The organism is Mycobacterium sp. 852013-50091_SCH5140682 (assembly GCF_001665685.1).
In the GTDB taxonomy this organism is placed as follows: Bacteria; Actinomycetota; Actinomycetes; order Mycobacteriales; family Mycobacteriaceae; genus Mycobacterium.
Map to the genome: position 1 here is coordinate 25,498 of NZ_LZTB01000044.1, position 20,354 is coordinate 45,851.

Sequence of the window (20,354 nt, forward strand, 5' to 3'; positions counted from 1 at the left end):
GACTGTAAACGCGGATCCGTGGAGCTGCCGCCGGTCAGCGATAACTTCCTCGAACCGGCTACAGGTAACCTCAACTGTCGTGGATCTAGACCGTCAAGCCGATATCGCCGCACTCGACACCACCCTGACGACGGTGGAGCGGGTGCTTGACTTGGACGGCCTGCGTGACCGGGTGGCCAAACTCGAGCAGGAAGCGTCGGACCCGAAGCTGTGGGACGACCAGACGCGTGCGCAGAAGGTCACCAGCGAGCTGTCGCATGCCCAGGGGGAGCTGCGCCGGGTGGAGGAGCTGCGCAGCCGCCTCGACGATCTGCCCGTGCTGTACGAATTGGCCGCCGAAGAAGGCGGCGAGTCGGAGGTTGCCGAGGCCGACGCCGAGCTCAACAAGCTGCGCGAGGACATCGAGCAGATGGAGGTCCGTACGCTGCTCTCGGGTGAGTACGACGAGCGCGAAGCGGTCGTCACCATCCGGTCCGGCGCGGGCGGTGTCGACGCGGCCGACTGGGCCGAGATGTTGATGCGGATGTACATCCGCTGGGCCGAGCAGCACAAGTATCCGGTCGAGGTCTTCGACACGTCCTACGCCGAGGAAGCGGGCATCAAGAGCGCGACGTTCGCCGTGCACGCGCCGTTCGCCTACGGCACGCTCTCGGTCGAACAGGGCACCCACCGATTGGTGCGGATCAGCCCGTTCGACAACCAGAGCCGACGCCAGACCTCGTTCGCCGACGTCGAGGTGCTGCCTGTGGTCGAGACCACCGACCACATCGAGATTCCCGAGGGCGACCTCCGCGTCGACGTGTATCGCTCGAGCGGCCCGGGCGGGCAGTCGGTGAACACCACAGACTCGGCGGTACGCCTCACCCACATCCCGACCGGTATCGTGGTCACCTGTCAGAACGAGAAATCGCAGCTGCAGAACAAGGTTTCGGCGATGCGGGTTCTCCAGGCAAAGTTGCTGGAGCGTAAGCGGTTAGAGGAACGCGCCGAGATGGATGCGCTGAAGGGCGACGGCGGAAGTTCCTGGGGAACCCAGATGCGGTCCTATGTTCTGCAGCCCTATCAGATGGTGAAGGATCTGCGCACCGAGTATGAGGTCGGTAACCCGACCGCGGTACTCGATGGAGACATCGACGGATTCCTGGAAGCGGGAATCAGGTGGCGCAACAGAAAAGATGACGACGAGTAACTTGGCCGCCACAGTGCTGGCCTATCCGATGGCTCAGCGCTGGCATGACTTCTGGCACGGCGAGTTCGGTGTATGGATCCTGACCAAGGGTCTGCGCATTGCGCTGCTGCTGATCGGCGGGTTGCTGCTGGCCCGCTTCATCAACTGGGCTGCGCAGAGATTCGTGCGGCGCATCGACGCCGAATATGAGGAAAGCGACCAGCTGGTGCGCTCGGAGAGCGCCAAGCACCGGCAGGCCGTCGCATCGGTGATCTCCTGGGTGTCGGTGGCGATGCTGTTCGTCGTCGTGCTCGTCGAGGTCAGCGATGTGTTGGCGGTGCCGATCGTGTCGTTGGCTGCGCCCGCGACGGTGATCGGTGCTGCGCTGGGTTTCGGCGCGCAGCGCATCGTCCAGGACCTGCTGGCCGGCTTCTTCATCATCACGGAGAAGCAGTACGGCTTCGGTGACCTGGTCCGGCTGACCATCGCGGCGGCCAATGAGGCCGAGGGCACCGTGGAGGATGTCACGCTGCGGATCACCAAGCTGCGGTCCTCCGAGGGCGAGATGTACACCGTGCCCAACGGGCAGATCGTCAAGTCGCTGAACCTCTCCAAGGACTGGGCCCGCTCGGTGGTCGACATCCCGGTGCCGGCCAGTGCGGACCTCAACGCCGTCAACGACGTCTTGCACGAGGTGGCGGACAAGGCTGCCGATGACGAGGAACTGTCCAAGCTGCTGCTCGACAAGCCGCAGCTCATGGGTGTGGAGAGCATCGGGCTGGACACCGTCAACCTGCGCATGGTCGCCCGGACTCTGCCCGGCAAGCAGTTCGAGGTCGGTCGGCGGCTGCGGGTCCGCGTCGTGCGTGCCCTGCGGCGCGCCGGGGTGGTCACGCCCACCGACGGCGCGACGCCCACGGTGGAGTCGATCCCGCATCCGGCGACAGTGCCCGGGGCCGAGCAGACACCTTCCGGACGACCCGCCCGGGAGACGACGTCATGAAAATCGACATGTCCTCGCAGTTCGCGGCGATCAAGGCCGTCGCGGTCAAGTACTGGCCCAAGCGGCTTGGTCGGCTACGCACATCGACGGTGGTGCTGGCGGTGGCGTTTGTGGCGTTGTTCTGGGTGCAGCAGGCCTATCGGCCGCCGACGCCTACGCCGACGGCGCCACCGGGATTCGTGCCCGACCCCGATTACACGTGGGTGCCGCGCACCAATGTGGCCCCGCCGACGACGCATCGGACGACGACGACCACCACGCCGACGACGACGACCGAAACCACCACGCCGGAGACCACCACCGAGAGTCCGACGACCAGTACGACGAGCCCGACCACGACGTCCCCGTCACCGGGCCCGCGCACCACGGTGGTCGATCCGGACGGTCCCGGACCGTTGCCGCCGATCACGTTGCCGATCCTGCCGGGCATGGCCCCACCGGCGCCGACTCCGACGCCGGGGCAACCGCCCACGCCCGTTGCCGAGCAACCGGCGCAGGTCGGCGAGCAACCTGCTGCTCCGACACCGCAGCCGTAGCGTGACCCGGCCTTTGCGTACTCACCGCTACACTGGCGTGCCGTGATGATCACCCTCGACCACGTGACGAAGCAGTACAAGTCGTCAGCGCGTCCCGCGCTGGACGACGTCTCGTTGAAGATCGACAAGGGTGAGTTCGTGTTCCTCATCGGCCCGTCAGGGTCGGGTAAGTCCACGTTCATGCGCCTTCTGCTCGCGGCCGAGACGCCGTCTGCCGGGGACATCCAGGTCTCCAAGTTTCATGTGAACAAGCTGGCGGGCCGGCACATCCCGAGCCTGCGGCAGGTGATCGGCTGCGTCTTCCAGGACTTCCGGCTGCTGCAGCAGAAGACGGTGTTCGAGAACGTGGCGTTCGCCCTCGAGGTCATCGGCAAGCGAGCCGAGGTGATCAACAGGGTGGTGCCGGACGTGCTGGAGATGGTGGGGTTGTCCGGCAAGGCCAACCGGCTCCCGAGCGAACTCTCCGGTGGTGAGCAGCAGCGCGTGGCGATCGCCCGCGCCTTCGTCAACCGCCCGCTGGTGCTGATCGCCGATGAGCCGACCGGAAACCTTGATCCGGAGACCAGTAAGGACATCATGGATCTGCTGGAGCGGATCAACCGCACCGGAACGACGGTGCTGATGGCCACCCACGACCATCACATCGTCGACTCGATGCGTCAGCGGGTCGTCGAACTCGAACTCGGCCGGCTGATTCGTGACGAGCAGCGCGGTGTCTACGGAATGGATCGCTAAGTGCGCTTCGGCTTTCTTGTCAATGAAGTCCTGACCGGGCTTCGTCGCAACGTCACGATGACCGTTGCGATGATCCTGACCACAGCCATCTCGATCGGGCTGTTCGGTGGCGGTCTGCTGGTGGTGCGGCTGGCCGACCAGTCCCGCGACATCTATCTCGACCGGGTCGAGACCCAGGTGTTCCTGACCGACGACGTGTCGGCCAACGACCCGAACTGTGATGCCGACCCGTGCAAGGCGCTGCGCAGCAAGCTCGAAGAGAACACCGAGCAGGTCAAGTCGGTGCGCTTCCTCGACCGCGACCAGGCCTATCAGGACGCCATCCGCAAGATCCCGCAGTTCAAGGATGTCGCCAGCAAGGACGCGTTCCCGGCGTCGTTCATCGTCAAGCTGAACAATCCCGAGCAGCACGCCGACTTCGACAAGTCGATGGTCGGGCAGCCAGGCGTGCGCAGTGTGCTCAATCAGAAAGAGCTGATCGACCGGTTGTTCTCGGTGCTCGACGGCCTGAGCAATGCGGCGTTCGCGGTGGCGCTGGTGCAGGCCATCGGTGCCGTGCTGCTGATCGCCAACATGGTGCAGGTGGCCGCCTACACCCGGCGGACCGAGATCGGCATCATGCGTCTGGTGGGCGCCACCCGCTGGTACACCCAGTTGCCGTTCCTGGTCGAGGCGATGCTCGCGGCCCTCATCGGCGTGGTCATCTCGGTCGTCGGGCTGCTCATCGTGCGGGCGGCGTTCCTGGAACGCGCGCTCAACCAGTTCTATCAAGCCAACCTGATCGCCAGGGTGGACTATGCGGACATCCTGTACATCTCGCCGATCCTGTTGTTCGTCGGCGTGGCGATGGCAGGCGTGACCGCATATGTCACTCTGCGGCTGTATGTCCGTAGGTAGGTCGTCGTGGTGACCAAGAAGTCCAGCCCAGCCGGCAACAAGCAGATCGTTGCGAGCAATCGCAAGGCGCGGCACAACTACACGATCCTCGACACCTACGAGGCCGGCGTCGCGCTGATGGGCACCGAGGTGAAAAGCCTGCGCGAGGGGCAGGCTTCGCTTGCCGACGCCTTCGCCACCGTCGACGACGGCGAGATCTGGCTGCGCAACGTCCACATCGCCGAGTACCACCACGGCACCTGGACCAACCACGCGCCGCGCCGCAATCGCAAGCTGCTGCTGCACCGCAGGGAGATCGACAATCTCATCGGCAAGATCCGCGACGGCAATCTGACGCTGGTGCCGCTGTCGATGTATTTCTCCGACGGCAAAGTCAAGGTGGAGCTGGCGTTGGCCCGAGGCAAACAGGCGCACGACAAGCGCCAGGATTTGGCCAAGCGGGACGCCGACCGCGAGATCACCCGTGAACTCGGCCGGCGCGCCAAAGGTATGTAGCCCAGCACCGCGCCCCTCGCACCGCGACCGTGCGTGTCTGTCGCCCGCCACGCCACATTTCGTCAGCATTCTGCGCACGCTCGTCGACAGTGAGCGTTACGTTCTGCCGACTGAAGTGCATGCCGCGTCCACGAGCGCTTGGATGGCCCACTGCTTGACTGTCCGCGCGTCCGCGTCGTCCACCTGCAGGACGTCGTCGAGCACAACCATCGCCTCGGTGCCGATGATCAGGGCGAGCGCCTTGCACAGCGTGTCGACGGTGGCGGGCGGCAATTGATCGCGCAGGGGAGCGAGCGCGGCCTCGATCAACGGTAGGCGACGATTCTGGCGCCGCGGAAGGTCGTCGTCGTCGCCCTTCACGTTGCGTTGCAGGCTGTGCACCAACATCATTCGCAGCGACGCCTCGTTGTCGCGGATCACGTCGTGCAGTGCGGTGTCGACGCGTTGTACTCGCGCGACGGGGTCGGTTGGCTCGTCGTCGCCGAACAGTTCGTCGGGTTCGGGGACGCCGACGTCCACGGCCGCTTCGACGAGCAGCGCTTCGACGCTGGAGAAGTAGCGGTAAGCCGTCGCACGCGACACCCGCGCCTCCTCGGCGACGTCCTCCAGGCTCGGCTGGCGTCCGTGCTTCACAAGGTGAGATGCCGCCCGCAACAGGTCTTTTCGGGTTCGGCTCCGCTGATTCGGGCGTCCTACCGATTCGGTGCCCGCCACGTCAATCCTGCGGTAGTTGTCGGATGATCGCCGCGAGATCGATCCACACGTTCTCGCGCGCGATGTCTCCGCTGTCGGCGAATTCGATGACGTGCAACAGCCGGAATTCGAGTGGGCGGCCCCTGCCTTCGAGACCGAAAGGCGTGCCCGGCGCGGTTCCCCGCCACATAGATTCATCGACCACGAATCGATCGCCGTAGAGCCGGCGCAGGCATTCGACCTTGCTGTCGGACAGATCGGCGAACAGCGACTCGTAGAAATCGCGGGCACCTGCGCGGCCGTATGACGGGCCGGCCGGCCAGCCGACGATGTCGTGCTCGACGTCGGGCGCGAGGGTGGCCAGCACGCCGTCCACATCGTCGCGGGCCTCGAAAGCGAAATGCTCGTCGATCTTCGAGTCCATGTGTGCACGGGACATGCTCACCGTCGACTCCTTCCCGGGCCTCAGTGATACTGCTATCGCTTAATGAGACAGTAGTCTCATCTATAGATAGTTGTCCAGATCGCGGGAATAATGGCTTGGCATTCGCCGTTGGGCATGACGTACTATTGACTGTCCTGCCGAACGTCGGCGGGGATGCGAGGGGCTGATCGGTTTCGACTTCGCGCATCGAATCAAGGGAAGCGTGCCGGTGCAGGCAAGAGACCACCGTAAGCGTCGTTGCAACCAATTAAGCGCCGATTCCAATCAGCGCGACTACGCCCTCGCTGCCTAAGCGACGGCTGGTCTGTCAGACCGGGAGCGCCCTCGGCCCGGACCCTGGCATCAGCTAGAGGGACCCACCCATGGGTTCGGTCGCGGAATCCATGGGGACATCAAACAGCGACTGGGATCGTCATCTCGGCTTGTTCGCGTGACTGAGAGATCCGAGTAGAGACATAGCGAACTGCGCACGGAGAAGCCTCGACGACATGCCGTAGGACCCGGGTTCAATTCCCGGCAGCTCCACAACCGAAGATGCAGGCCAGGGATCCAATCCCTGGCCTGTTTTCTCTTTCCCAGCAGTTACCCGAACAGGGGCGGGGTTGCCGCGGCAAAGCCTGCCGGCGCTAGGCGAGGAAGGGGTTGTCGGGAAGCGGGTTGATGAGCGGATCGAGCAGCTTGCGTGACTGCTCGACGGTCAACACGTCGGCGGGATCCAAGGCGATGATCTCCCGGGCGGTCTCGTCGTATTCCCAGACGTCCTCCCCGATCAGCCGGCCCCGGTCGTCGTATGGCCAGATCATGTGTTCGGCGCTCTTCACCAGATAGGTCGCGTCGGGATCGACGGGCACCCCCTCGGAGGCGAGGACCACTCCCGGGGTCTGTTGGTACAGAGTCGACGTCGAGACGACCATGTTGTCGCTGACGGCCAGCAACTCATCGTGCGCGTAGAAGACGCACTGGGCGGTTTCGGTCCAGGTGCGGTAGACGGCCTGCACGGCTTCGGCGCCGTGAAGGGTGAACGAGCGGCCGAGATGGCAGAAGTGGTAGACGGGTTCTTCGACAGTCATTTCCGGCGCGAAGATCTCCTCGTAGCGGCCGGCCATCTCCAGGTTGCGGTGCCGGTCGTATGCCTGTAGCAGGTACCAATGGCGTGGGTTTTCCGTCGTCTCGATCAGGCGCCGGACGGCGATGTTGGTTTCGGTGATGTCGAATCGGGTCACGGTGTGTTCCTCTCGGGTGGTTGACGGGTCGATCATTCGACCAGCTGGGATTCGTGAGCCTTTGCCGCGTCGACGAGTTCAGCCAGCCCGGCCAGCAGGGCATTCAGGACCGGCCACGGATCGTCGAGTTGTTCGCGGTCGACCACCACCCCGAAGTCCAGCGCGTCGAGGTAGCTCATCACGGTGATGTTGATCCCGATGCCGTCGAGCACGCCGGACACCGGGATCTGAGCCCGTTGACGCGCTCCGCCAAGGTATTTGGGCGAAGACGGGCCGGGCACGTTGGAAATCATGATGTTGGCCGGCTGTTTGACACCGCGCACCCCGATCAGCCGGGACATGGCTGCGGCGGCCTGGGCGAAGAGGGCCGGTGGGATGAAGTGGTTGGCGTCGAGCAACAGCGAGGCTGGGATCGCGCGATGCCTCTCTTTGACCGCGCTCATGCTGATGTTGATGCGGCGCAGCCGTTCCACGGGATCGGCTGCGTCAGTGGGCAATTCGGTGAGCATGACCGAGACCCGGTTGCCGAACGTGCCCATTTGTTCGGGTGTGCGAACCGATATCGGCACAAACCCGGCCAGGGGCTCGTGTGGGAGCTCGCCCTGGTCGAGCAGCCAGGCGCGCAGCCCGGCGGTCGACATGGCCATCACCACGTCGTTGACGGTGCAGCCGAAGGCGTTCTTGACGAACTTGACGTCGGCGAGCGATGCCGAGCCGAAGGCTACCCGGCGATGGGCGGAAACGCGGGCTTGGAACCGCGTCTGCGGTGCCACGATGTCGTTTCCCGGCACCGTCGTTCCGGTCATCCCCGGGACCAGGCGGGCCAGCCCGCGGCTGGTCCGTGCCACCGCCTTGACACCGGGCAGACCCCGGATGGTCGGTACGTCGTCAAGATGTTGCAGGGCTGTGGGAGCGCCGCTCAGCACCCGCCACGGCTGACGCAGCATGCCGAGCGCACCGCGGCCCAGCATTTCCAGTTCGGACGGATAGCGCTCAGCGGGCATCGCCGGCGCCGGACCGGAGTCGCGAGCCTCGGGGGTGTCATCGAGCAAGATACTCATCACCTCGTTGCCGGAGACTCCGTCGACTGCCGCGTGGTGCATCTTGGTCAGGACTCCGACCGCGCCACCGTCGGCGACCCCGTGGATGACGTAGACCTCCCACAGCGGGTGATGACGATCGAGACGGCGGCCGATGAGGTCGGCCACGAGCACGGCGAGTTGTCGGTCGTCGCCCGGTGCGGGAACCGCGATCTCGCGTACGTGGTAGTCGACGTCGACTGCGCCGTCGTCGACCCAGTACGGGTAGTCGAGATGGAACGGGACCGGGGCCACCCGCCACCGGAACGTCGGCAGCAGATGCGCTCGTTCGCTGATCACCTCGCGAATGCGCTGGGCATTGAGTAGCTGCCCGGAGGCCGTCTCGGTGTCGTAGAGACCCAGTACGCTGACGTGTCCCTGGAGCCGGTCGTTCTCCATGGCCAGAAACTGAGCGTCGAGACTGGTCAACTGCCGCATGCGTAGATTTTTGCGAGACGGTCCTGTCGGCGCTTGTCTGGCACAGCCAGCAGTGCGAGCCGCATTTGTCCAAAGGCGCTAAATGTGGCGGATCCGGCGATTAGCGTTGCCGCCATGGAACCGTCCCGGGCTGGGGACGCCCGCGGTCAGGGCGATCGGCGGCTGTGGGGGACGGTCGTGCAGAAGACGGCCATCGAACTGGCCGAGCGGGTTTGTGAAATCTCCGAGTCGGTCGTCGGCCACGTTGCTGAACGACTCCCGGACCTGCTGAACAGCCCGGAAGCCGTGGCGGCAAATCGGGCCAGCACCGAGGCGAGCATCCGCGATTTCGCCGAGAGCCTGCTGTCCGGGGCCGAACCTGTCGAGCTGCCCGGGGCCACGGCGGTGTACGCGGTGGAGAGCATGCGGCGGGGGATACCGTTGACCACGCTCATGCGCAGCTACCGGATTGCCCATGCCGCGACCGCGCAGCACGTCACCGCCATTCTGACCCGCCATGCCGTCAGCGCCGAGGAACTGAACCGGGCGGGTGAACTCTGCTCGGAGGCCATGTTCGGCTACGTCGACACCGCGCTGTGTCTGGCTGAGCAGCTCTACACCGCGGAGCGGGAACGGTGGTTGCGGTCTGCGGCCGCCAGCCAGGCCGAAGCGATCGATGCCATCCTGTCGGGCAAGCTCGTCGACGTCGATGCGGCTAACCGGCGCTTGGGTCGCGACCTACGGCGAGTTCATATCGCAGCGATTGCCTGGCGGACGGTTGCCGAGGATGGCCGCGATTCGCTGGCCATGCTCGAGTCGGCGGTCCGCGACGTCGCCGAGGCTGTCGGCAGCCCCCACCCGCTGGTGCAGCCGCGCGGCACGTCATCGATCGCTGCCTGGATCAGCACCACGACGGAGGTCCCGACAGGCGTGCTCGACCAGGTGCGGTTCCGGTCAGCCCTGGCGCCGGGGGTACGAGTTGCGATTGGCGAACCCGGCCGCGGACTGGCGGGTTTTCGCGAGAGCCACAGCGAAGCTCTCGATGCCGAGCGCATGGCACGACTCCTCTGTCGGGACGAAGGCACGATCACTCGGTTCAATGACATTGCTCTGCATTCGCTGGCGACGACGGACCTCGAGCGGGCACGTCGATTCGTCCAGCGAGAACTCGGTCCACTCACCGCCGCAGACGAGACCACCCGTCGGCTGACGACCACACTGCGTACCTACCTTGACGAGAGCGGAAATCGGGGCAGGACGGCCAGACGCCTCCACGTGCACGAAAACACCGTGGCCTATCGGCTGCATCGGGCCGAGGCGCTGCTCGGGAGGTCGCTCGACACGCGCACGCTCGAACTTCGCCTGGCACTCGTGCTGGCCGAAGCAGTGCTGCCATCACCCTGACGCCGGAGCGTTGTCACCGGTTTCCCGGCCAGGCTCTGTCACTCTGTGCGAGTGGACCTGGTGTGGGGTGTCGTCGCGCTGACCGTCGCGACGTTGACGGTGCTGCTGGCGGTGCGCCGGTTCGTCATGGTGGGAAGCCAGTTGGTGTTCTCCCGCTATGTCGCCGTCGGCGGGCTGGTCGCGTTCGGCGCGCACCACGATGACTGCGCCGACGTCTACTGCGTGCGCTTCGAAGTGGGCGGGCCGGGCGTCTTTCACAACGTGACGATGCACCTGTTCGGGACAGCCGACACGGATGCCCAGCCGGGACGGCCCGCGGTGCGCCACACGATGGCGGCGGGTGACGATCCGATCGAGTGGACCTTCCAGCTTCCCGCCGAGGCCGCGACCCGGGCATGGGTGATGGTGACGTGGGTGCGGCCATATCTGCAGGGCGTGGAATCCGAGGCGCTCGCGCAATGGCTGCACACCGGCCGCCTGTACGAATGGCGTTGGTACTCCGAGACGACCCGATACGTGCGGACCGTCGTTCGGTTCATCGCACGACGATGGTCGCTTCCGGCCGGCGAGTCGATGAGAGACCTGCCGCTGTACGGCCGGTGGCGCCGCACGTCGTCGAACACCAGCGCCGATCTGCTGGGTCCGGCTGCCAGCCCGCCGCCGATGGTCTGACGGATCGGCCCCACCCGAGGGCCGCATGTGGGATACCCCCACACGCGGCCTCCGGCTCGGTTGTCCGTCACCGCGTACGTGTCGAGCGATGGCATGCCAGGCGCGCCATGGCGGAGCTTGCCGGCAACGCGGCTTGTCGCAGAGCGCGAGGACGCCCGTGCACCGACGGCCGCGTGATCCTCTGGACAGGGGCCGCGTTGACCGCTATCGCCGCAAGCAACTCGGTGTAGCTCCAACCGATCTCGGTTCCGGACATGGCCGACAGGTTGATCATCTGCTCCCGACCGGGCCGGCCCGGGCCGGTCATGCTGGGCTTCATGTTGATATCGATGGCTTTGATGACGCCGTCGGCGTCTTCTCGGCAATCGATGCGGATCGGCGCAGTGGCCTTGAGGAACTGCGCGACTCGCACGGCGTGCCTGCCGAATTCGCGGAGTTGATCATCGTCACCCGCAGGCTTGCTGTTCGACTGGATCGGCACCACCCCGCTGAACGGCATCACGCCACCGTGGTGTCCGGTCCGCTCGATCGCCGGAAGTGGCCAGTGGGTGGCTTCGTGGCGCACCCCGTCGGCCGTCTCATAGATGCCCGGCGGCATCACGGTCACTGCCAGCTCCCGACCGGACAGGTACTCCTCGATGAGGAACTTGCCGCCGAACTTCGGCCCTACGAGCGACTCGATGTGCTCTGCGGCGTCGGCGACCGAGTCGACGACCTTGACACCGGCGCTACCTCGGCCACGGACGGGCTTCACGATGATCGGGAAGGACAGTCCTTTCGTCGAAACCGCCGACTCGACTTGCCCTTTCGCCGGTCCGATCTCGACGTTGACGAGGGCCTGCACCGGTACCGGGACGCCGATAGCGCTGATGGCGGCCTGGCACACGTTCTTGTCCTCGAACTTCTCGACCACATCCAGTGGCTGACCAACGACGTACAGCCCGTCGCGAGAACCGAAGTGGGCCAACGGATGTTCGTCGAACAAGCTGGTATTGGCCCACAAGACCGCAGCTCCGTCGGAGACGGCTTGGGTGATGCCCTCGAGAGTGTCGGGGTACGTCCAATCCGCGTCGACGTCGGGCCGCGGGTTGCCCACCGGAGTAAGCACGTCACAGCCGGCCTGCGCCAACGCAAACGCGATGTCTGCGGATGAATCCCGGTATCCGAATGGGTTGGAAGGCTTGACCGCTCCGCCCAACGACGGTGGTGTAACGGCTTGGTGCAGCACCGCGATCGGCTTACCCGACAACGCAGGCGCATTCGCCGTGATGATGTCGCCGGTGCTCCGTACGTCAGCTGTGTTCATTCGAGTTCTCCTGTGTGAGTGGATATTTGGTATCGGTGGTTTGATGTGACCTTGCAGAACCGAAATTACGGCTCTTTCGGCGGCCCTGGCCCGCTTGTGCGCACAACCCCGACAAGCGCGCAATCTTCGGCTTTTGTGCATTGCGCTCAGCGCGGCTGCGGCGTGCCCGGGAACGCGGCGATGACTTCGCTGACGTCTGTGCACGTCTCCAAGTTCAGGATTTGTGTTGCGAGGCGGTCGATTTCGGACGGCGTCGCGCCGAGCCCCATCTGTAGGCAGTCCGAGAACTTGGCGACCGCTTCGTCCTCGGTCATCGGTTGCTCCGGGCTACCCTCCATGAACTCCAGGAAGCGTTCGATGCGCCGACCGTCCCGGCAGAGGATGCTCACCCGGGTCGGTGACATGGCGCCGGGCGCTATCGCATCGTCGACCACCACGCGCGTGCGCGCCGCCAGGGCACTTACGACGGGATCCGTGATCTGCGGCCGCTGGAAGGTGGTCACATCGACCCGGCCGTGGATGAGCGCCGTCGCAAAGCAATAGCAGGCGCTGAACTGGGCGTGGATCGTCGAGTCCCGGGCGACGTCGTAGGGTTCGCCGACGATCTTGGTGTTCACCTCGCTCATGCCGATGGCAACATTCTCGATGTCCGCCGGGCCCAAGCCTTCTCGGCGCAGCGCCTGGCCGATGGCGATCGAGTTGTGGGTGCAGCGACAGCAGGGATAGGGCTTCATGCTGTGTGACATGACCTCCCACCGCCGGCCCAGATCCTGTAAGAGAGCGTCAGGCAGGACATCGCCGGCCTCGTACAGCCGGAAGAGGCCCGCATCTCCCTCGAGGAACCGGGTCGGTCCGGTCAACCCCGCTGCGGCGAGATACGCCGCGGCCGTGCCGTTGCGTGAAGCGAAGCCCGCTCCGAGTCGCTTGGCCAGCACGCCGTCGTTCAGCGCCTGCCGGGTGCCCGAGGCCTGATGAAAGGCAAGCCCGACGGCGTCGGAGAACGTGCCGGCGCGCAGGTCCAGCACCCGCGCGGCCGCCGCCGCGGCGCCGAGCGCGCCCATGACGGTGGTCGGATGCCAGCCGCGGGACATGCTGTGGGGCGCGGTGAGTCCGAGTCGCGCCTGCAGCTCCACGCCCGTAGCGAGTGCTGCGATGAAGTCGCGGCCGCTGACACCGCCCCGCGCCTCTGCAGCGGCCATCACCGCGGGCAGGATGACGGCGTAGGCGTGTACGCGGCCGGGATCGTGATTGTCGTCGAAATCCAGCGCGTGCGCCGCTGCGCCGTTGGCGAGCGCGGCCGTCGGCGGTGCTACGCGGCCCTTGCCGAGCAGCACCGTCGAGGGGCCCGCACCCTCCCAGCCCAGTAGGAGACGGTTCACCTCCGGGATGCCGGGGGCTTCGGCGGCGGCAGCGATCACGCCCAGGGTGTCGAGCACGAACAGCTTGATTCGTTGCACCACCGGCGCGGGGAGATGCGAATAACGCCAATTCTCGTACGCGGCCATGACCTCGCGGCTGAACCCGTCGGCGGGCGCATATTGTCCGGTCGCCGGCTGCACTGGAAGGCCGGTTGTGATCGCTGTGTTCATCGTGGATGCTCTCCTGGAATCAGTTGCGGGGTAAGAAGAATGCGGCGACAACCACCGCGATACCGGCGAGAATGAGCACCGTCAGCGCCACGCCGGGCCAACCTGCCGACGTCAACGCGATGCCGCCGAACCAGCCGACGATGCTCGATCCCGCGTAGTAGAAGAGGTTGTAGAGCGACGAGGCCTGGGCCTTGCCGGCGGTGGCCCCGCGACCGGCCCACCCGGTGGCGACCGCGTGAGCGCCGAAGAATCCGACGGTGGCGACCACCAGGCCGATCAGTATCAGAAACAGGTTGGCGCACAACGTGATCAGTACTCCGGTGATCATGATGGCGATCGATGTCAGGAGCACTGCCTTGCGGCCGAACCGGGTGGCGAGGGCACCCGCGAGGGTCGATGCTCCGGTGCCCGCCAGGTAGGCGAAGAAGATCAGGCTGACCACTGTTCCCGGCAGGTGATAGGGCGCTGCGGTCAGCCGGAAGGCCAGGAAGTTGTAGATGGCCACGAATCCGCCCATGAGGAGAAATCCCTGGGCGAACAACGTCAGCTGGCGTGGTGAGCGCAGATTGACCAGCAGGCGGTGGGTCAGCGTGCCCTCTGGATTGGCGCCGAGGCCACGGGCCGGCATGAAACCGCGTGACTGCGGCGCGAGTTTGACGAAGCCCGCGGCCGCGGCCGCGCACAGGACGGCAACGGTGATCATGCCGATGCGCCACGTCGCGACGTCGGTGATCGGGCCGGCGACGACCCGGCCCAGCAGCCCGCCGATGCTGGTCCCGGACACAAAGGTCCCTGCCGCCCGCGCCGCGTGCTCGGCGGCGATTTCTTCGGTGAGGTAGGCGATCGCGATGGCGGGCACCCCGGCGAGCAGGAGTCCCTGCAGCAGCCGTCCGGCCAGCAACAGGTGAAGGCTGGGTGCGCACGGCGTGAGGACACCGAGCACGCTCGACGTCACGACCGATACCGACATCGCTTTCACCCGGCCGACGCGGTCGGCGATCACCGACCAGGGGATCACTCCGACGGCCAGGCCGATCGTGCAGGCCGACACCATCAGTGCCGCGCTGGCCGCTCCGATGCCCAGGTCGGTCGCAATCTGCGGCAGCACGCCCTGCGGCGAGTACAGCTGGGCAAACGTTGCGATCCCCGCGCAGAACAATGCCCCCAGCAGGCGGCGGTACTCGGCCGACCCCCGGCGGTGCCCGACCCAAGGTTGTGTGCGGCTCTGGGAGATGGTGTTCATGACCACGCCTTCAGTCGAGATGACATCGATTGCGGCGAAGTTATGTCTCCGGCGGCACGCCTGGCGCGCTTGTGTGCGCAACCCGCGCAATGCGCGAATTACGGGCTTTTGCGCATTTCGCTCACCGAAGCCGGGTGCCCTGGCCGCGGCCGGTGGCAACGCGGAGTTGATCCTTTGCGGTTACGCGCTAGATTGAGTCGTGTTTTCTCGCCGCATACGTAGCCCCTGGACGGGCAGTGCGCGGTCAAGTGGTCGCTGGGTCGGGCTTGGCGCTGCTGCACTGTTGACGGCCGGCGTCTCGCTGGTCACCGCAAACCTGCCGGTGGCGTCCGCCACCGACTGTGCCGACGCCGAGGTCATCTTCGCGCGCGGTACCGATGAGCCTGCCGGTCTCGGCCGGGTCGGTGACGCACTCGTCGATTCGCTGCGCAAGCAGACCGGCCTGAACATCGCGACGTACGCGGTGAACTACAAGGCCAGCAAGCTGCAGCTACACGGTGGTGACGGCGCCAAGGACGCGATCTCGCACCTCAAGTCCACGGTGTCGTCCTGCCCGGACACCCAGATCGTCCTGGGCGGCTACTCGCAGGGCGCGAGCGTGATGGACATCGTGGCAGGCGTTCCTGTGGGCGGCATCAACTGGGGTGATCCGCTACCTGCCGAGTACGCGAAGAACGTCGCGGCAGTCGCCACCTTCGGTGATGTGGCCACCCGCACAGACCAGGCACTGCCGACCCATAGCGCATTGCTCGGTGCCAAGGCGATCGACCTGTGTAATCCCAGCGACCCGATCTGTCACCCAGGCCCCGGCAACGCCTGGAGCGGACACACCGAGGGCTACGTCCCGCTGTACACCGACCAGGCTGCGGCGTTCGTCGCCGACAAGCTGCTGGGCGGGTCCCGGCAGTCGTTGCCCGGGTATGGCCCGCTGCCGGGATACGGCCCTGACACCTCGGTGCACGGCCCGCAACCGGGGTACGGCGGCGTGCAGGCGCCCGGCTCTGACGCGTCGACGTCGGGGCCCGCTTCGCCGCCGCCCGATCTGAGTTGGGTCTCGGCGGTCCGCTGACCTCAGATCCGGGTCGCGGCAAGCGATGCGAGTAACTGGAGTTTTTCTGCCGACGGCGAACCGGGCTCTGCGGTGTAGATGATGAGCACGTGTCCCGGCTCGGCGGTGATCGCGAGTTCTTCGTAGGCCAAAGCCAATTCGCCCACATCGGGGTGCTGGAACCGTTTCGTTCCGGCGCCGTGGGTGCGGACATCGTGCGTGCCCCAGAGGCGGCGGAACGTCTCGCTCTGAGTGGACAGTTCGCCGACGAGGTCCTGCAGGCCGCGGTCGTGCGGATCGCGGCCGGCTTCGGCGCGCATGATCGACACACACATGTGGGCGAATAGCTCCCAATCGGGATAGAAGTCCCGTGCGGCCGGGTCGAGGAACTGGAAGCGCGCGAGGTTGGGGACACGACCCCCGTCGCCGATGAGCGGGGAGTAGAAGATCCGCCCGAGTGCATTGGTGGCCACCAGATCCTGCTGTTGATTGCGGACGAAGGCCACACCGTCGGTGATGGCTTCCAGCGCCCACTGCAGGCTGGGACGGCACGCGCCCGGCTTGCTCGCCCGACGGCGGGACCGGCCGGAGGTCGGGATGCCGTCGGCCGCGCGGGCAAGGTCGAACAGGTGGGCGCGCTCGGTGTCGTCGAGCCGCAGCGCCTGGGCGATCGCTTCCAACACCGACGATGACGCGCCGGCAATGCCACCGCGTTCCAGCTTGGCGTAGTACTCGATGCTCACCCCGGCCAGGGCGGCGACCTCACCGCGGCGCAGCCCCGGCACACGCCGCTGGCCGACGTCGGGCAGGCCGACATCGGCGGGGGACAGTTTCGCTCGGCGAGAGGTCAGGAACTCGCGCACCTCGGCCTTGTTGTTCACCGATTCGACGCTACCGCTGAACCGCGACGCCAGGGGTGCCCTGCGAGTACACCTCACGACAGAGACTTCTTCACCGGTTTCCGGGGCGGTTGCATGGATCTCGATATCGACATCGAGAGGACCCCGATGACCCCGACCACCGACCAGTCGCGCGATACCCGCCGGCGCGCGCCGATGGCGTTGAGCGCCGCCGTGTTGAGCACGATCGTGCTGATCACCGCGATCGCCCCGTTGGCCACGGATATGTATGTGCCGGCGTTCCCGTTGGTAGGTCGGGATCTGGGGGCGTCCGCGACGCAGGTGCAGTTGACGTTGACGACGTTCTTCGTCGGCATGGCTCTGGGTCAGCTGGTCGGTGGGCCGGCGTCCGATCGGATCGGCCGTCGGATGCCACTTCTGGTGTCGCTGGCCGTATTGGCCGTCGCATCGGCGGTATGCGCTTTCAGCCCGACCATCGCGGTCATGATGCTGGCGCGAATGGTGCAGGGCTTCGGCGGGGGATGGGCCATGGTGATCGCCCGTTCGATCGTCGTCGATCTGACCCGTGGCGCTGAGCTGGTGCGGGCGATGAACATGGTGGCGGGCGTGTCGGGGATCGCGCCCATCGTCGGCCCGCTGCTCGGCGGGGTGATCCTGCAGTTCTCCCACTGGCGGGTGTCGCTCTGGGTGGTGGCCGCGCTGGCCGCGCTGATGTTCCTCGCGGTGGCGGTCGGCGTGGCTGAGACGCTGCCCGTCGACAAGCGCCACGGCGGCGGGCTCAGCCACATCGCGGGGACGACGAAAGCGGTTCTGCGCCACCGCTCGTTCGTCGGCTACCTGCTGGTGTTCGGCTCCTCGATGGGCATGATCTTCGCCTACGTCGCCACGTCGGCGTTCGTGCTGCAATCGATGAACGGGTTGTCGCCGATGGTGTACTCGGTCGACTTCGCGTTCAACGCCGTGGGATTGACCGTCGCCACCTTGGCTGCCGCTCGGCTGGCCAATCGGGTGTCCACCCGCAAGGTGGTCGCCGCCGGTCTGGTGGCCAGCGCCCTCGCGGGCGTGGTGCTGCTGGTCGGTGCGATCTGGTTCGGCATGCCGCTGCCGGTGGCACTGGGTGGGTTTTTCATCCTGATGACCGCCCAGGGCCTGGTCGGCCCCAACGCCGGCGCGCTGGCCTCCGATGCCGTGCCGGAGCACCCGGGCACCGGTTCGGCGCTGCTGGGGTTCCTGCAGTGGTGCATGGCCGGTGCCATCGCACCACTGGCCGGTCTGGGCGGTACCGAAACCGCGGTGCCGATGGCGGCCATCGTAGCGGTCCTCGCGGTGCTGTCCGTGGTCGCGCTGCGGATACTCACTCGGACGAAACATGAACATTCTGAACAACATTGAGAGGAACCACCATGCGTGGAGTCATCATGTACGCCCCTGGAGACGTCCGTGTCGAGGATCGACCGGACCCAACGATCGGGCAACCCACCGACGCCATCATCCGAGTCACCGCCGTTGCAGGACGCCGCGGCGGGATATCGGGCCATGGATGAACGGCGCGCCACCAAGGTGCTGCTCACCCTCTGACACAACGCCATCGAAGGAAGCCGATATGACGCAGACTCCAGACCCGCGCCTGAGCAGGCGCGGCATGATGCGGCTCGCCGGGCTCGGTGCGGCCGCCGCCGGCCTGCTCGGTGCGGCCGCTTGCTCGAATGCCGACGGCGGTACCGCCGCGGCGCCCCCGAGCGGCTCGGCGGCCCTGCCGCGACCCGACGCCGACCTGCCGCCGGGCGACACGTCCAAGGGCGCCGACAACTTCTTCGTCAGCGCACACGTCACCGCCGACCACGTCACCTTCGGCAACCAGTTCGGCCAGCGGCTGTCGGCAAACCTGTTCGTGCCCAAGGACATGAACCGGGCGGATCGCCACCCGGCTTTGGTGGTGAGCCATCCGATGGGTGCGGTCAAGGAACAGTCGGCGAACCTGTACGCGCAGAAGATCGCCGAGCACGGTTTCGTCACCCTCGCTGTCGACCTGCCCTACTGGGGCGACAGTGAAGGAGAACTGCGCAACCTCGTCGCCCCGGACAACTACGCCGAATCCTTCAGCGCCGGAGTCGATTACCTGCGTACCCTGAACTACGTCGACCGGGAGCGGATCGGTGCCCTGGGCATCTGCGGCAGCGGCAGCTACGTCATCAGCGCCGCCAAGATCGACCCGCGCATCAAGGCCGTCGCCACCGTCAGCATGTACGACATGGGCGCGGCGAACCGCTTCGGTCTGCGGCGTGCCGTGACCCTCGAGCAGCGCCGCGAGGTGCTGGCCAGGGCTGCCGCGCAGCGCGACGTCGAGTTCGCCGGTGGCCGCACCGAATTCACCGGCGGTACCCCCGAACACCTCACCGAGCAGTCCAGCGCGGTGGACCGGGAGTTCTTCGACTTCTACCGCACCGCGCGCGGACACCGCTCCAACACCACCACGCATCCGACCCTCACCAGCAATGTGCGGTTCCTGAACTACTTCCCGTTCAACGAGATCGAGACCATCTCGCCACGTCCGATGATGTTCGTCGCAGGCGATCAGGCGCATTCTCTGGAATTCAGTCAGGACGCCTACCGGCTCGCCGGCGAACCCAAGGAGCTCGTCCTGGTTCCCGGTGCCGGACATGTGGACCTGTACGACCGGGTCGAGCTGATCCCGTTCGATCGCCTGACCGGGTTCTACGCCCGGCACCTGTCCTGACGAGCGGCCACAACGAGACGAGGAGCGTTCCCGAATGGACTATGCACATCTAGGCCGGTCGGGCCTGTTGGTGAGCCGAATCGGGCTGGGCACCATGAATTTCGGTGATGTGACCGACGAAGGCGCCAGCTTCGAGATCATGGACACCGCCGTGCTGGTCACGAAGGTGAAACGCCGACTCGCCCTTTCATACGCGACCGAAAAGACTGCTGTACCACTGCGTCTAATCGGTGTCACGGGATGTGCCCTCGCGCTCGCCCTGTCTGGGTGCACAGACGATTCCAAACGGGACGCGGTCCGGCCCAGCTCTGAGACATCGCCGCTTTCAACATCACCCGGTGCGGAGACGACCAATGAGACGAACCACCAGGAGGACGCCGTGACAGGAACAGTCGTGCATTTCACCGCCGGATCGACCGTTGTGAAGGTGACGATCCACGAGGACACGCCCACAGCGAGGGATTTCGTGTCGATGCTGCCCATGACGCTCACCTTTGAGGACTTCAATGGAATGGAGAAGATCGCCTATCCTCCGCGGGCTTTCGACACCACCGACGACCCCGGTATGACGCCCAAGGTCGGAGACCTGTTCTCCTACATCCCCTGGGGCAATCTCGGGTTCTTCTACGACACTGGTTCGCTCGGCTTTTCCAGGCAGCTCGTCCGGATCGGCTCCACCGACGACCTCGACGCCATTCGGCAGCTCGATGGCCGCGAGGTCAGCATCGCTGTCGCGCCCCGTTGACGCAGTTGGCTAGTCGAGACGTGACGTCCCTGCGATGATGGGTAATCGGTCCTGCCTGC

General features: G+C 66.0%; 20 protein-coding genes, 1 other RNA gene and 1 pseudogene. 14 read left to right on the forward strand and 8 right to left on the reverse strand.

Annotation, left to right across the window (positions count from 1 at the left end):
• Nucleotides 1-79 precede the first annotated feature (79 nt).
• From prfB to smpB, 6 genes are read left to right on the forward strand one after another with little or no spacing between them, the layout of a single operon-like run.
• The gene (prfB, locus tag A5784_RS14010) at nucleotides 80-1,189 is read left to right on the forward strand and encodes a peptide chain release factor 2 (protein WP_064945512.1); all 1,110 of its coding nucleotides are present in this window, start codon (nucleotides 80-82) and stop codon (nucleotides 1,187-1,189) included.
• Entirely contained in the window at nucleotides 1,176-2,171 is a 996-nt protein-coding gene (locus A5784_RS14015; RefSeq protein ID WP_029373872.1) for a mechanosensitive ion channel family protein, read from the forward strand. The genes prfB and A5784_RS14015 overlap by 14 nt, the downstream gene beginning before the upstream one ends.
• Nucleotides 2,168-2,707, forward strand: a complete 540-nt coding sequence (locus A5784_RS14020; protein ID WP_064945513.1) for an Rv3103c family proline-rich protein — start codon at nucleotides 2,168-2,170, stop codon at nucleotides 2,705-2,707. Before A5784_RS14015 ends, A5784_RS14020 begins: the two co-directional genes overlap by 4 nt.
• Nucleotides 2,708-2,752: 45 nt before the next feature.
• Complete coding sequence (gene ftsE / locus A5784_RS14025) at nucleotides 2,753-3,442, forward strand: cell division ATP-binding protein FtsE (protein WP_064945514.1); 690 nt, start codon at nucleotides 2,753-2,755, stop codon at nucleotides 3,440-3,442.
• Nucleotides 3,443-4,339 (forward strand): permease-like cell division protein FtsX, encoded by an 897-nt coding sequence (gene ftsX / locus A5784_RS14030; protein WP_064945515.1) that lies wholly within the window; start codon nucleotides 3,443-3,445, stop codon nucleotides 4,337-4,339.
• Between the two features lie 9 nt (nucleotides 4,340-4,348).
• On the forward strand, nucleotides 4,349-4,834 hold the full coding sequence (gene smpB / locus A5784_RS14035) for an SsrA-binding protein SmpB (protein ID WP_064945614.1): 486 nt from the start codon (nucleotides 4,349-4,351) through the stop codon (nucleotides 4,832-4,834).
• A 96-nt stretch (nucleotides 4,835-4,930) separates the two neighbouring features.
• Here the strand turns inward: smpB and A5784_RS14040 are convergent, their stop codons facing one another.
• Both A5784_RS14040 and A5784_RS14045 read right to left on the reverse strand, forming a co-directional pair.
• Nucleotides 4,931-5,467, reverse strand: coding sequence for a TetR/AcrR family transcriptional regulator (locus A5784_RS14040; RefSeq protein ID WP_232006040.1), 537 nt, complete (start codon nucleotides 5,465-5,467; stop codon nucleotides 4,931-4,933).
• Between the two features lie 82 nt (nucleotides 5,468-5,549).
• Nucleotides 5,550-5,966 (reverse strand): ester cyclase, encoded by a 417-nt coding sequence (locus A5784_RS14045; protein ID WP_232006042.1) that lies wholly within the window; start codon nucleotides 5,964-5,966, stop codon nucleotides 5,550-5,552.
• A gap of 165 nt (nucleotides 5,967-6,131) precedes the next feature.
• On the opposite strand from A5784_RS14045, the gene ssrA reads away from it, so the two are divergent.
• Nucleotides 6,132-6,500, forward strand: a transfer-messenger RNA (tmRNA) gene (ssrA, locus tag A5784_RS14050).
• A gap of 98 nt (nucleotides 6,501-6,598) precedes the next feature.
• Here the strand turns inward: ssrA and A5784_RS14055 are convergent.
• Both A5784_RS14055 and A5784_RS14060 read right to left on the reverse strand, forming a co-directional pair.
• Entirely contained in the window at nucleotides 6,599-7,195 is a 597-nt protein-coding gene (locus A5784_RS14055) for a hypothetical protein (RefSeq protein WP_064945615.1), read from the reverse strand.
• Nucleotides 7,196-7,227: 32 nt separating this feature from the next.
• Nucleotides 7,228-8,712: a WS/DGAT/MGAT family O-acyltransferase gene (locus A5784_RS14060; protein WP_064945518.1), complete on the reverse strand. Its 1,485-nt coding sequence runs from the start codon at nucleotides 8,710-8,712 to the stop codon at nucleotides 7,228-7,230.
• 114 nt (nucleotides 8,713-8,826) lie between these two features.
• Between A5784_RS14060 and A5784_RS39655 the strand changes: the two genes are divergently transcribed.
• Together A5784_RS39655 and A5784_RS14070 are read left to right on the forward strand one after the other, a co-directional pair.
• Nucleotides 8,827-10,095: a PucR family transcriptional regulator gene (locus tag A5784_RS39655; RefSeq protein WP_082944835.1), complete on the forward strand. Its 1,269-nt coding sequence runs from the start codon at nucleotides 8,827-8,829 to the stop codon at nucleotides 10,093-10,095.
• Nucleotides 10,096-10,146: 51 nt separating this feature from the next.
• Nucleotides 10,147-10,767, forward strand: coding sequence for a hypothetical protein (locus A5784_RS14070; RefSeq protein ID WP_064945519.1), 621 nt, complete (start codon nucleotides 10,147-10,149; stop codon nucleotides 10,765-10,767).
• A 67-nt stretch (nucleotides 10,768-10,834) separates the two neighbouring features.
• Here the strand turns inward: A5784_RS14070 and A5784_RS14075 are convergent, their stop codons facing one another.
• The 3 genes from A5784_RS14075 to A5784_RS14085 all read right to left on the reverse strand — a co-directional run bounded on the left by A5784_RS14075 (nucleotide 10,835) and on the right by A5784_RS14085 (nucleotide 14,905).
• Nucleotides 10,835-12,073: a D-alanine--D-alanine ligase family protein gene (locus A5784_RS14075; RefSeq protein ID WP_064945520.1), complete on the reverse strand. Its 1,239-nt coding sequence runs from the start codon at nucleotides 12,071-12,073 to the stop codon at nucleotides 10,835-10,837.
• Nucleotides 12,074-12,219: 146 nt separating this feature from the next.
• The gene (locus A5784_RS14080; protein ID WP_064945521.1) at nucleotides 12,220-13,662 is read right to left on the reverse strand and encodes an MmgE/PrpD family protein; all 1,443 of its coding nucleotides are present in this window, start codon (nucleotides 13,660-13,662) and stop codon (nucleotides 12,220-12,222) included.
• A gap of 19 nt (nucleotides 13,663-13,681) precedes the next feature.
• Nucleotides 13,682-14,905: an MFS transporter gene (locus A5784_RS14085; protein WP_064945522.1), complete on the reverse strand. Its 1,224-nt coding sequence runs from the start codon at nucleotides 14,903-14,905 to the stop codon at nucleotides 13,682-13,684.
• 280 nt (nucleotides 14,906-15,185) lie between these two features.
• Here A5784_RS14085 and A5784_RS14090 point away from each other — a divergent pair, with 280 nt between their 5' ends.
• Nucleotides 15,186-15,974: a cutinase family protein gene (locus A5784_RS14090; RefSeq protein ID WP_502687515.1), complete on the forward strand. Its 789-nt coding sequence runs from the start codon at nucleotides 15,186-15,188 to the stop codon at nucleotides 15,972-15,974.
• Nucleotides 15,975-15,976: 2 nt separating this feature from the next.
• On the opposite strand, the gene A5784_RS14095 is transcribed toward A5784_RS14090, so the two are convergent.
• Complete coding sequence (locus tag A5784_RS14095; protein WP_064945524.1) at nucleotides 15,977-16,834, reverse strand: helix-turn-helix transcriptional regulator; 858 nt, start codon at nucleotides 16,832-16,834, stop codon at nucleotides 15,977-15,979.
• Nucleotides 16,835-16,927: 93 nt separating this feature from the next.
• Between A5784_RS14095 and A5784_RS14100 the strand changes: the two genes are divergently transcribed.
• The 4 genes and pseudogenes from A5784_RS14100 to A5784_RS14110 all read left to right on the forward strand — a co-directional run bounded on the left by A5784_RS14100 (nucleotide 16,928) and on the right by A5784_RS14110 (nucleotide 20,295).
• A complete protein-coding gene (locus A5784_RS14100; protein ID WP_082944837.1) occupies nucleotides 16,928-18,205 on the forward strand; it encodes a multidrug effflux MFS transporter in 1,278 nt (425 codons plus the stop codon).
• A gap of 11 nt (nucleotides 18,206-18,216) precedes the next feature.
• Nucleotides 18,217-18,318, forward strand: a pseudogene (locus A5784_RS39165) (IMP dehydrogenase); the annotation flags it as partial.
• 98 nt (nucleotides 18,319-18,416) lie between these two features.
• Complete coding sequence (locus A5784_RS14105) at nucleotides 18,417-19,550, forward strand: alpha/beta hydrolase (RefSeq protein WP_064945525.1); 1,134 nt, start codon at nucleotides 18,417-18,419, stop codon at nucleotides 19,548-19,550.
• A gap of 109 nt (nucleotides 19,551-19,659) precedes the next feature.
• A complete protein-coding gene (locus A5784_RS14110) occupies nucleotides 19,660-20,295 on the forward strand; it encodes a cyclophilin-like fold protein (RefSeq protein ID WP_156750554.1) in 636 nt (211 codons plus the stop codon).
• Nucleotides 20,296-20,354: the final 59 nt, after the last annotated feature.

Bases quoted from the DNA above. Each gene is read 5' to 3' on its own strand.
- A5784_RS14015 (WP_029373872.1), top strand. From the start codon at position 1,176: ATGACGACGAGTAACTTGGCCGCCACAGTGCTGGCCTATCCGATGGCT.
- A5784_RS14020 (WP_064945513.1), top strand. From the start codon at position 2,168: ATGAAAATCGACATGTCCTCGCAGTTCGCGGCGATCAAGGCCGTCGCG.
- ftsE (WP_064945514.1), top strand. From the start codon at position 2,753: ATGATCACCCTCGACCACGTGACGAAGCAGTACAAGTCGTCAGCGCGT.
- A5784_RS14045 (WP_232006042.1), bottom strand. From the start codon at position 5,966: ATGTCCCGTGCACACATGGACTCGAAGATCGACGAGCATTTCGCTTTC.
- A5784_RS14060 (WP_064945518.1), bottom strand. From the start codon at position 8,712: ATGCGGCAGTTGACCAGTCTCGACGCTCAGTTTCTGGCCATGGAGAAC.
- A5784_RS39655 (WP_082944835.1), top strand. From the start codon at position 8,827: ATGGAACCGTCCCGGGCTGGGGACGCCCGCGGTCAGGGCGATCGGCGG.
- A5784_RS14075 (WP_064945520.1), bottom strand. From the start codon at position 12,073: ATGAACACAGCTGACGTACGGAGCACCGGCGACATCATCACGGCGAAT.
- A5784_RS14080 (WP_064945521.1), bottom strand. From the start codon at position 13,662: ATGAACACAGCGATCACAACCGGCCTTCCAGTGCAGCCGGCGACCGGA.
- A5784_RS14085 (WP_064945522.1), bottom strand. From the start codon at position 14,905: ATGAACACCATCTCCCAGAGCCGCACACAACCTTGGGTCGGGCACCGC.
- A5784_RS14100 (WP_082944837.1), top strand. From the start codon at position 16,928: ATGGATCTCGATATCGACATCGAGAGGACCCCGATGACCCCGACCACC.
- A5784_RS14105 (WP_064945525.1), top strand. From the start codon at position 18,417: ATGACGCAGACTCCAGACCCGCGCCTGAGCAGGCGCGGCATGATGCGG.